9 protein-coding genes are annotated in these 11443 nt (G+C 63.5%); 8 read left to right on the top strand and 1 reads right to left on the bottom strand.

The window, feature by feature from the left end; genetic code table 11:
- Positions 1-9 precede the first annotated feature (9 nt).
- From Pan44_RS03095 to Pan44_RS03060, 8 genes are all read left to right on the top strand, one after another.
- Positions 10-957 (top strand): DUF1559 domain-containing protein, encoded by a 948-nt coding sequence (locus Pan44_RS03095; protein WP_145027142.1) that lies wholly within the window; start codon positions 10-12, stop codon positions 955-957.
- 231 nt (positions 958-1188) lie between these two features.
- Complete coding sequence (locus tag Pan44_RS03090; RefSeq protein ID WP_145027140.1) at positions 1189-1563, top strand: TfoX/Sxy family protein; 375 nt, start codon at positions 1189-1191, stop codon at positions 1561-1563.
- 74 nt (positions 1564-1637) lie between these two features.
- Positions 1638-5276, top strand: a complete 3639-nt coding sequence (locus Pan44_RS03085) for a family 16 glycoside hydrolase (protein ID WP_145027138.1) — start codon at positions 1638-1640, stop codon at positions 5274-5276.
- Positions 5277-5333: 57 nt separating this feature from the next.
- Positions 5334-5603 (top strand): MoaD/ThiS family protein, encoded by a 270-nt coding sequence (locus Pan44_RS03080; protein ID WP_145027136.1) that lies wholly within the window; start codon positions 5334-5336, stop codon positions 5601-5603.
- 584 nt (positions 5604-6187) lie between these two features.
- Positions 6188-7186 (top strand): DUF1559 domain-containing protein, encoded by a 999-nt coding sequence (locus Pan44_RS03075; protein ID WP_197454082.1) that lies wholly within the window; start codon positions 6188-6190, stop codon positions 7184-7186.
- A 66-nt stretch (positions 7187-7252) separates the two neighbouring features.
- Entirely contained in the window at positions 7253-7732 is a 480-nt protein-coding gene (locus Pan44_RS03070; protein ID WP_145027132.1) for a hypothetical protein, read from the top strand.
- Between the two features lie 51 nt (positions 7733-7783).
- Positions 7784-8830 carry a Gfo/Idh/MocA family protein gene (locus Pan44_RS03065; RefSeq protein WP_197453795.1) on the top strand — a complete coding sequence of 349 codons (1047 nt, stop codon included), beginning with the start codon at positions 7784-7786 and terminating at the stop codon, positions 8828-8830.
- A 159-nt stretch (positions 8831-8989) separates the two neighbouring features.
- Complete coding sequence (locus Pan44_RS03060; RefSeq protein WP_145027129.1) at positions 8990-10423, top strand: Gfo/Idh/MocA family protein; 1434 nt, start codon at positions 8990-8992, stop codon at positions 10421-10423.
- Positions 10424-10476: 53 nt separating this feature from the next.
- Here the strand turns inward: Pan44_RS03060 and Pan44_RS03055 are convergent, their stop codons facing one another.
- Positions 10477-11430, bottom strand: coding sequence for a LysR substrate-binding domain-containing protein (locus tag Pan44_RS03055; protein WP_145027127.1), 954 nt, complete (start codon positions 11428-11430; stop codon positions 10477-10479).
- Positions 11431-11443 lie beyond the last annotated feature (13 nt).

The raw sequence follows: 11443 nt of genomic DNA, 5'->3' as shown, positions 1-11443 counted from the left end.
CCACTTCCCATGCTGCGAAGACGTCTCGGTTTTACCCTCATCGAACTTCTGGTGGTCATCGCCATCATCGCGATCCTGGTCGCCCTCCTCTTGCCGGCAGTCCAACAGGCGCGCGAGGCGGCCCGCCGCATTCAGTGCAAGAACAATCTCAAGCAGCTCGGACTCGCCTTCCACAACTATGCCGACGTCTACAACGCATTGCCGCCGTCGCGAATCACGGTGACGGTCCCCACGATGGCCGTCTATTCGGGTTGGTCCGTCTGCCTGCTGCCCTTCCTCGATCAGTCCACCGTCAACAACGTCTACAACTTCAACAAGGCCCACTTTGAACCGGAGAACCAGACGGCGGTGCGAACCAAGTTGCCTGTGTTCATCTGTCCCAGCACGCCCAACGGGGACAGGATGGTGCTTCTCTCGACAGGCCCCGGAGTTTCGACGTTGCCAGCGGACCGTCTGGGCGCTGCATCCGATTACTTCGCCCGCGCTCCCCAGCTCGGCTATCACGTCGACATCACCGGCCGGAAAGGGGCGTCCGCAATGACCTCCAACAAACACACGCGGCTCGCCGAGTTCACAGACGGTCTTTCCAATACCATCGTCATCGACGAAATCGCGGCCCGGCCCACCAAGTACGTCAAAGGTGTGGCGACGAATATCCAGACAGGGCAGCCGGGCTGGGCAGCGTGGTCGAGTCCGAATGCGATCAACCTCTTCTCGGCAAACGCGGATTGCTCCGCCGAAGGCGATCGCTACGTCGTCGCCACTTCCACCACGCAGCCGCAATTCAGCTGCCTCGTGAACTGCTGTAACCTGCAGGGGATCTACAGCTTCCATTCGGGCTCCGCCAATTCGCTCGTGGGAGACGGCAGCGTCCATTCGATCGGGGCCAATATCGACGTTGATGTCCTGATCAATCTGCACACTCGCGATGGAGGAGAAGTCGCGAACTTCCAGTAGGACCAGGGAAGGCGAAGGTCGGAGTCGTTCACAGGCGGTGCTCACGACATCGCCTGAGCGGAGATGCGATGGTGTTGGCAACAGGCGGAAGCAACCGGTTTGGATGCTGATTGTCTGGAATTGTCATATCCTCTCCCTCTGGTCGCTTCGGCGCGCCCCCTTTCGAGGCTGGGGACGCGTTTTGGCCGACAATCGAAGCCTGGCTCTCGCGACCTCCCCGGAGTGAACCGCATGCCCTTCAGCGCCTCCCTGGCCGATCGTGTTCGCGACGCCGTCGCGCGGGAACCGGGTGTTGCTGAGAAGCGGATGTTCGGCGGGCTCGCCTTCCTGCATCGCGGAAACATGCTCGTGGGCGTCCACGGCGATTCCCTGATCGCCCGGCTCGGCGCGGAAGCCGCCGACATTGCTCTTGTCGAATCGGGCGTTCGGCCATTCGACCTGACCGGGACGCCAATGAAAGGCTGGGTCATCGTGGACGCTGATGCGATCGACAGCGACGTTGCACTGAGGGACTGGATCGGGCTGGCCCTGCAGTTCGTTCGGACGCTTCCGCCCAAGGCCTCAAAGTCTGCCGGCGCACCGCGGAAGTCGTCGCGCCCCGGCTGATTGCAGTGAGGCAGGATTCGCCTCAGAATCCCTCCGGGTCACCTGTTCACGCTCTCCCCCCTGCGAGTTGAACGATGCTGCGCGCCACGCTTCGCCCGATGTTCGTTGCCGTCTGCCTGTTGGTCGCGGGCAGTCAGCAGGCGTTCACGGCCGATCCCGTGGCCAAAACCCCGGAAGCCGCCGCGGCCGATCCCGATTACGCGCTGCAGGGGGAATACGAAACCGAGCGACTCGGCGTGCAGGTCGTGGCGCAGGGGGACGGAGAGTTCCAGATCGTTCGCTTCACCGGCGGGCTCCCGGGCGCCGGCTGGAACGGCAAGGAGCGCCAGGTCATTGACGGTGATGCGGATGCCGTTCGCGAGATCGTCGAATCGCTCAAGCTGAAGAAAGTGACTCGCAAGAGTCCGACTCTCGGGGCCCCGGCACCGGCCGGAGCCACCTCGCTGTTCGACGGCACGCAGAAGTCCCTCGACGAGCATTGGAAGGCGGGGACAAGAATGTCGCCCGATGGTCTTCTGATTCCCGCGGCGACGACGAAAGAGTCGTTCACAGATTTCGCGATCCACCTCGAGTTTCGACTCCCCTATCTGCCGAAGGCTCGCGGGCAGGGACGGGCCAACAGCGGCATGTACCTGCAGGGCCGCTATGAAGTGCAGATCCTCGATTCCTTCGGTCTCGAAGGAAAGAACAATGAGTGCGGCGGACTCTATTCCCTCCGCGACCCCGACCTGAACATGTGCCTGCCGCCGCTGGAGTGGCAGACGTATGACGCCGAGTTTGTTGCGCCTCGCTGGGACGAGAATGGCAAGCGAAAGTCCAACGCGCGGATGACCATCCGGCTCAATGGCGTCCCCGTGCATCAGGATGTCGAGCTGGCAAAGCTCACTCCGGGACCGCTTCTCAAGGATGATGCCACGCCCGGCCCGCTCTTCCTGCAGGACCACGGGAATCCGGTTCGATTCCGGAACATCTGGATCGCCCGCCGCGACGCCGAGAAAGAAGCCCGTCGCCCGATCGTCCCCAGCTTCGAGCGCCTGCATGCCTCGGCCTCGCCGGCCAGCGCCGAGGGGGGCGTTGTGCTGCTGACAGAACTCGGCTGCGTGAATTGCCATGCCTCGGACGATCCGGCTTTCAAAGTGAATGCCGCCCGGTCGGGGCCGACTCTCGATGAAATCGGCCTGCGGGCCCGCGGTGACTGGCTCGCGAAGTTCCTCGCATCGCCCCATGGGGTCAAACCTGGGACCACGATGCCGGCGCTCCTCGATCATCTTCCGGAGGCCGACAGGAAACATGCCGCCGCAGCCCTGACGAGCTATCTCGTCGGCAATCTCTCTCCGCTGGAGCGCAACGGCGACCGGACCGCCGCGAAGCGTGGCGACCAATTGTTTCACTCGATCGGCTGCGTCGCCTGCCACGCGCCGCGCAAAGGCGACGCTCCCCGAGTGAACGCCGCGGCCACCATTCCGCTGCCAGTGCTCGGCGACAAGTACAGCCTCACCGCCCTTGAGAAGTTTCTCAAAGACCCCATCGCGATTCGGCCGGCCGGACGCATGCCCTCGCTCAATCTCAACGACAAAGAAGCCCGTGATCTCGCGTGCTACCTCGTCAGCGATTCCAGCCGCTCGGCCAGGCCAAATATCCGGTACACCGTTTATCACGGTGTCTGGGAAACTCCTCCCGACTTCTCATCCGTCAAGCCGGTGTCGACCGGCGAGTGCGAAGGCTTCGATCTTTCCGTCGCCGGGCGGGACGACGCCTTTGGCATCGTGTTCGAAGGCTACTGGAACGTCGACGTCGAAAGCGCCTATACCTTCTTTCTGAACTCCGACGACGGCAGCAAGCTGTACGTCGACGACGAATTGATCGCGAGCTACGGCGGGCCGTTCACCAAGGTTCCGCCGCGCGTGCTGGCCAAGGGCGTGCACAAGATTCGCGTCGAGTACGTCGAGGCGTTCGGCGAGCAGCACCTGACTCTCGAAATGCAGGGGCGCGGGATCCAGCGGCAGCCGATCGAATCGTGGTTGCGGCTCACGCCGGAAGAGGCCGCCAGCGGATCTTCGACGCCCGCGACTGACGGAAGCTTCGTAGCTGATGCTGCGCTGGCCGAGAAGGGCAGGACGCTGTTCAGTTCGCTGGGATGCGCCGCCTGCCACCGGAAGGTGGAGGACGACAAGCCCCTGTCGTCCACGCTGGAAGCCAGGCATCTGAAGGACCTGAACCCCGCCCGCGGCTGTCTCGCCGATTCCTCCACGGCAAACAGCTCCGCGCCGAAGTTCGACCTGAGTCCGACGCAGAAAGCCGCGATCACAGCGGCCCTCTCAGTGATCTCTTCCGGCAACGCATCGAAGCGCGACCTCGTCGCCGCGACGATGGCATCGTTCAACTGCTATGCCTGTCATCGCCGCGACGGAATGGGAGGTCCGGAGCGGGATCGCGACCCGCTGTTCCTCACCTCGCAGCATGAAATGGGAGACGAAGGCCGAGTCCCCCCGCCGCTCGATGGAGTGGGCGACAAGCTCCAGCCAGGGTGGATGAAACGCGTCATCGGGGAAGGGGCGAAAGACCGCCCCTACATGCTCACCCGCATGCCCCGCTTCGGAGCGGCCCCGGTCGATCAGGTCGTCGCCGCCTTCGCGAAAGCCGATCAGAAACAGGGCCCGAAGCCGCCCGAGATCGACGAGGCCGAACACCGCACCAAGGCGGTTGGCCGCCGTCTCGCCGGCAACAACGCGTTCGGCTGCGTGAAGTGCCACGTCTTCGGCGGAACACCCTCGTCCGGCATCCAGACGATCAACCTATTGACGATGACCCGCCGTGTCCGCGAGGACTGGTTCTACCGCTACCTGATCGACCCGCAGGCCTACCGCCCTGGAACCCGCATGCCGACCGCGTTCGTCGATGGCCGGAGCGTGGTGCGCGACGTCTACGAAGGCGCTCCGGAGCAGCAGATGAAGGCGCTCTGGTCGTTCCTCTCCGACCGTGAGAAAGCCGCCGTTCCGGATGGATTGATCGCCCAGTCGATCGAGCTGGTTCCAAAAGAGTCGCCGATCATCTATCGCAATTTCCTCGATGGACTCACTCCGCGTGGCATCGCCGTTGGATATCCCGAGCAGGCCGACCTTGCCTGGGACGCGGAGAAGATGTCGCTCGCCGCGCTGTGGCACGGGAAGTTCGTTGATGCCTCCCGTCACTGGACCGGCCGCGGGGCCGATCGGATCAGCCCCCTCGGCGATCACGTCATCCATCCGGAAACGACCGCGCCGATCGCCGTGCTTCCTTCGCAGGACGCTCCATGGCCTGCCGAGCCGCCGCGAACCCTCGGATACCGCTTCCGCGGCTATCGGCTCGACGATCAGCAGCGGCCGGTCTTCAAGTACACGGTCCCGGCGGGCGGCACGTTCGTTACCGTGGAGGACGCATTCGTTCCTGCCGTTGACCTCGGCAAGCCGGCCGAGCCGGGGATGCGGAGGACGCTGACGGTGACGGGTGAACCGGGTGTCCACAACGTCTATCTCCGCGTCGCCCGCGGAATGATTGACGATGCCGATGCTCCGACAGGCGCATACTCCATCGACGGCGAATGGAAGGTCCGCATCAATCCGGCGTCTGCCGTCACCCCCTTTCTCCGCGGCGCCGGCAAACAGGCCGAGTTGCTGCTGCCGATCGCGTTGACCGACGGGAAGGCGAGCGTTGTACTGGAGATCTCCTGGTAAGCCTGTCGCCGTCCGGCCTTCCCGCGGTTTCGTTCACTTCGAGTCCCCGCTTCGCCAATGCCCCGCGTCTTCTTCACCGCTCATCTTCGCCGCCACGTGAAGTGCGACACCGTCGATGTCGATGCGCCAACGGTCCGCGCCGCTCTCGAAACCGTGTTCGAAAGTGAACCGAATCTACGGAGCTATGTTCTCGATGACCGCGGAGCCGTCCGGCAGCACGTGATGATCTTCGTGAATGACCGGCCGCTTGGTGATCGGGAAGCCCAGTCGGACGCGGTGGAGCCGAAGTCGGAGATCCATCTCCTCCAGGCATTGTCCGGCGGCTAAATCGCTCCTCACTCGACCGTCGCGCCGTTGAAGGCGTCGATCCCCTGACGCCCGTGGATCACATACCATCCACCTGGGGCAGCGAAGTCGATCGAAGGGCGAGCTCCAGGCCGGGCTGCGAAGGAGGCCAGCGAGAAACCTGAACGAATCTCGCAAGCTCAACAAATCGGGCCACGAACGCTCTGCGTCCAACAATAGCCTCAGGCTATCCGACTCAGACAAAAGTATTACTTCAACAACACCTTGCAGATTCGCCGACGCGGCGATATTCGTGGTTGATCGTCGGATGCCGGGGCGCTGTCGAGACGCACTCGATGGTCGACCCCGACACGACGAAGTGGCGCGCTCGAAACCTTCCCGATCACAGGCCGGCTGTTCCCTGCCGGGACGCTGTGCCAACGCGGTTGAACTCCGCGAAGTGGACCAGGTGCTTCTTCTCCATGGTGGCCGCTGTCGCTGACAGCGTGGCGTGTTGGATCCGGCGAAAGGTCGCCAGGACTGCTCTGTACGTTCATACCTTCATCGACTCGATGCGCTCGGCGTCGTGTCGAGACCACAGTCATTCTCTCGAAGGACGATGTGGCATGCCGAAAAGATTCCGACGCAGGTTCGGGTTTACGCTGATTGAGCTCCTGGTCGTTATCTCGATCATCGCGGTGTTGATTGCCCTGTTGCTGCCCGCAGTGCAGCAGGCGCGGGAAGCGGCCCGGCGGTCCCAGTGCCGCAACAACCTCAAGCAGTACGGCCTCGGAATCCACAACTATCACGACACCTTCACCGTGTTCCCGATCGGGGCGACCGGCGGAAGCACGGGCAACGCGCTTCCACGCGTCGGCTGGCAGGTCCGGATCCTGCCGTTCATGGACCAGGCCCCGCTCTACAACAAGGTCGATTTCAGCATCGATGCGCGGAACCAGGCGATCGAGCCTGGACGAACGCTGTGGAATTTCACCCTGCCCTACGTCCGCTGCCCGTCGGATCCCTACCCATCCCATTTCGGGATCTACGCCCAGGCGAATTACACCGGCTCGATGGGGTCCCAGCTGACGTTCAGCACCGACCGCACGATCTGCCACCATTTCGATTCCTATGCGATGAAGCAAAGCCGCTTCGGAACGAGCCCGAGCGCCAGCCAGGTGTCGGGCATTTTCTCGTTCGGAGCTGCGAGCATTCGCATCGGCGACGTCACGGACGGAACGACCAACACGCTGATGGCAGGAGAGGCGCTTCCCGGCTGCATGGGGAACGGAACCAGCGTCTCGGGAAGTGGGCAGCAGGGATCGTGGATCAACACCTGGGGAAACCTGTTCGCGCTCGGCGGCGGCGTCTCCACGATCGTCCCCATCAACGAATTCACCACCTGCGACTTCGCGACCCCCGGTCAAATCGCCGACCCGCAGTGCAACCCGGGAACCTGGCAGAACACCATGCAATACAACTACGGCTTCAAATCGCGTCACGTCGGCGGTGCGCATTTCACCCTGGCGGACGGCTCCGTGAAGTTCATCAGCGAGAACATCAATCACCAGATGTTCCAGTACATCGGCGACCGCAGCGACGGACAGGTGCTGGGCGAGTTCTAGGCCGCTTCGCGGAACTTCGATCGCTCGACCTCTTCCCCTCACCTCACCTGCGGGAGGAATTGACTGATGAATCGACCGAATGTGTCGCCGCTGACCTGCGGTCGGGGAAAGCGCATGGAAACCCCGGCACTCCGCAGCGTCTGTTCCGTGGTCCTCGCGCTCGTCCTGACTGGATGTGGTGACAACGGGCCCGTGCTGGTGGAAGCCCGTGGAACTGTCCTGTATCGAGGCGACATCGTCCCCAAGGCCAATGTGGTCTTCATCTCCGACGATGGCGCCTCGATGTCGATCGGCGTCACTGATGAACAGGGACAATTCCAGCTGTCGACCCGGGGACGCGCGGGCGCCTTGATCGGCCCGTACAAAGTGGGCATCACTGCCATCCGGCTCAAGGGGCCCGTATTCCCGAGCATGACTGAGGAGCAGATCCTCGCCAACGAGCAGGTCGTGATTCCCCGGAAGTTCGGCAATGCCAGGAAGAGTGCACTCGTGGCGAGCGTCAGCGAGGATCCCTCCCGGAATGATTTCCGGTTCGACCTGAAGTAGTCTTCCACACGCATCGCACCTTCCTTCCTCCCGCCAGGCAAGCCCTCCTCGATGAAACTCCATTCCGCCGCCCTGTTCTTCTTCCTGTTCGCCGCCGCGCCGCTGATGGCGGCGGATGAGCCCGCCCCGGTGAAGATCGGCATCATCGGCCTCGATACCTCGCACGTTCCGGCCTTTACGAAGCTGTTCAACAACCCCAAGGCGGACGGCGACCTGGCCGGATTTCGCGTCGTCGCGGGATATCCCGGCGGGACCGACTATCCGCCGAGCCGTGACCGCGTCAAGAAGTTCACCGACGGCATGCGCGATGCCGGCGTGGAGATCGTCGACACGATCCCCGAGCTGCTGGCGAAGGTTGATGTCGTCTTGTTGGAAAGCGTCGACGGCCGCATTCACCTGCAGGAAGCCATTCCGGTCATCCTCGCGAAGAAGCCGGTCTTCATCGACAAGCCTGTCGCCGGTTCGCTCGTCGACGCGATGGCCATCTATGAGCTGGCACGCCGCCACAACGTCCCCTGCTTCTCCAGTTCAAGCTATCGCTTCAGCCCCGGCGTGGTCGGCCTGAAGAACAGCGAGCAGGTAGGCGAGGTGCTCGGCGCGGAGACCTGGGGGCCATGTTCGTACCAGGCGGGAACTCCTGACCTCTGCTTCTACGGCATCCATGGAGTGGAGTCGCTCTTCACCCTGATGGGCGGAGGCTGCGAATCGGTGACCCGGCTGAAGACGAAGGACGTCGACCTCGTCGCCGGCGTGTGGTCGGGCGGCCGCATCGGCAGCTTCCGCGGCATTCGCGGGGGCAAGTCCACCGCGGGGGCGGTGGTGTTCGGGAAGAATGGAATCGTCAGTTCGATGGACGGCGCTTCGTATGAACACCTCTGCCGCGAGATCGGAAAATTCTTCCGGACCCGACAGGCCCCCGTCTCTCCCGAAGAGACGATCGAGATGTTTGCGTTCATGGAAGCGGCGGATGAGAGCGTGCGTCGCGACGGACAGCCGGTCCGCATCGCCGAGATCCTGAAGCAGGCGGCCGACCAGGTGGAAACGCGGTTGCAGGAGATCTCGAGTTCCACGAAGGGAGCCGCGGGCCAGGGGTCCTGAACGTCTCGTTCAACCTGCCCCGTCGAGTTCCTCGAATCGATCGAGGAATCGCAGCACGGCGTTCTTCGATCTGTTTTGATCGGTGTGCTGCGTTTCGTCCTGCTGCGAGTTGGATGGCCGGCTCCGCCGGCGGTCTTGTCCTTTCGACCGGAGAGCAACGTGTCGCAGATCACACGGCGTCGCTTTTTCGAGGAATCGATGATTGCCGCGGCAGCTACCGCGGCAATCTCCAGAACTCCCGAAGTCTTCGCCGAGGAGACGGCGAAGGAGACTCCAGCCGAAACGATCCAGCACGCGGTGCTGGGCTGTCGCATCCGGGGGCGCGTGCACGCGGGAACGTTCGCCCGGAAGCCGAATGTCTCCGTGGCGTATGTCTGCGACCCCGATCGCGCTTTGGCCGAAGAACTTGCAGACGCCGTGGAGAAGCAGCAAGGCCGGCGCCCGAAGGCTGTCCAGGATCTGCGCGTCGTTCTTGATGACCCTGCGGTCAACACGGTTTCGATCGCGACGCCCAATCACTGGCATGCTCTCGGGGCCGTGTGGGCCATGCAGGCAGGCAAGGACGTCTACGTCGAGAAGCCGGTGAGCAACACCATCGTCGAGGGCCGTCGGATGGTGCAGGTGGCGCGTTCCACAGGACGCATCTGTCAGGCGGGAACTCAGAATCGCTCGAGCGGTGTGGCCAAAGCGACCGCGGCCTATCTCCACGCAGGGAAACTCGGCGACCTGAAGCTCGGACGGACCATCGTCTACGGACGCCGCGGATCGATCGGGCCGCGGGCGCCGCAGCCGGTTCCCGAAGGAGTCGATTTCAATCTCTGGCTGGGACCCGCCGCGAAGCCGCTGGAACGCAAGAACCTCCACTACGACTGGCACTGGATTTGGGACACCGGAAACGGAGAGCTGGGGAACAACAACATCCACTACGTCGATCTCGTCCGCTGGATGATGAAGCTCGACGGTCTGGGGGATTCCGTGATCAGCATTGGCGGACGCCTGGGATACGAGGACGCAGGGGAAACGCCGAACACGCAGATGGTCGTCCACACCTTCGGCCCGGTCTCGGTGATTCAGGAGGTCCGTGGTCTCAAGACGACCCCATTCAGCGAGAAATTCAAGGCGGGATGGATCATCGAGGGAACGGAGGGCTTCGTCGCGGGCGGATCGCTGTTCGACCGCGACGGAAACCTTGTGCAGACCTTCGAAGGACCGGGCGAAGACCACTTCGCCAACTTCCTGAAGGCCGTGCGCAGCCGCCGCATGGAAGACCTGAACGCGGACATCCTGCAGGGGCATCTTTCCACCGGGCTCTGCCACGTCGGAAATATCTCCCATCGCCTGGGACGGCTGACGGGCGTGGAAGAGATGCAGGCCCGCCTGGGCGACTCGTTGACGCCCGAGGCCGGCGTCACGCTGAAGAAGATGACCGAGCACCTCGAGGAGAACGGCGTGGACCTCAAGTCGACGCCGCTCACGGTCGGGGCCCGCCTGCAGATCGACTCCAAGGCGGAAACGTTCGTCGCGAACCCGGCCGCCAATCGGCTTCTGAGCCGTGATTATCGAGGCAAGTTCGTGCTGCCGGATGCCAGTTAACGACCTGGCCCCTGGATCGCCGGCCCTCCGAACCGGCAGAGGATGGCCGACGACTACCTGGGGCGGACGCGCCTGGCCCGACCTTGCGGCGAACGATTGGCCCGCCGCAACTCGTCGATGAACCCGGTGAGCGCTACGTTGCCGGTGAGCCGGGGGCGATAGACCGCCGAGATGTACTGGCGATATCCGATCAGGTTTCGGAGCGATCGTTCCGCGATGTCCGAGGCCGGCGGCTGCCCTTTGGGTTTGCCGACGATGCCGACGCCGAAACCGAGTTTCACGTACCTCCGGATGGTCCGCGCCATCTGGAGTTCGATCTTGCGATCGGGGTGGTCGTAGGCCCCCACCCGCTCCAGCGACGCCGCGACGACGTGGTCGGGTTCCGATCCCCGCGCGTTCAGCAGGGGATACCGGGCGATGTCCTCGAATCGGAGCTTCCTGATCCGCGTCAGCGGATGGTGATGCGGCATCAGCAGCGTCGGCTCGAACTCGTAACACTTCTCCGAGTGCAGACCCGCCTGAACCGGCGAGGATTGCAGGCAGATCCCCAGTTCCGCCTCGCCCGACAGCACGGCCGGAACGATCTCGTGATCGGCCAGTTGCCTGAGCACGAGCCGCACCTTCGGAAACCGGTTCTCGAACTCCGCGATGCACTGCGGCAGTTCTTCTTCACACGGTCGCGGCGTGGCGGCGACGACGAGCCTCTGCACGGTCGCCCCGGTCAGCGCCCGGAATCGATCGGAGAGGACACTCATCTCCGAAACGAGCGGACCGGCGAGTTGCAGCAGCTGCTCGCCAGCCGGGGTCAGCCGGCAGCCCCGCGCGTGCGGAATCAAAAGCGACGTCCCGAGATGAGACTCCAATGCGTGGATCTGCTTCCACACGGTCGGCTGCGCAATCTCCAGGGAAACCGCCGCCGCCGTCATGCTCCCCAGCCGGGCCGCTTCACAGAAACTCTTCAGCTGGGGAAACGTCAGGTTTTTGTACGCTCTGGACAGATCGGACATACGCAGGACTCAC

This window comes from Caulifigura coniformis (assembly GCF_007745175.1).
Classification (GTDB): domain Bacteria; phylum Planctomycetota; class Planctomycetia; order Planctomycetales; family Planctomycetaceae; genus Caulifigura; species Caulifigura coniformis.
The sequence above is the reverse complement of the archived record's forward strand: the minus strand, read 5'-3'. Positions and strand labels throughout refer to the sequence as shown.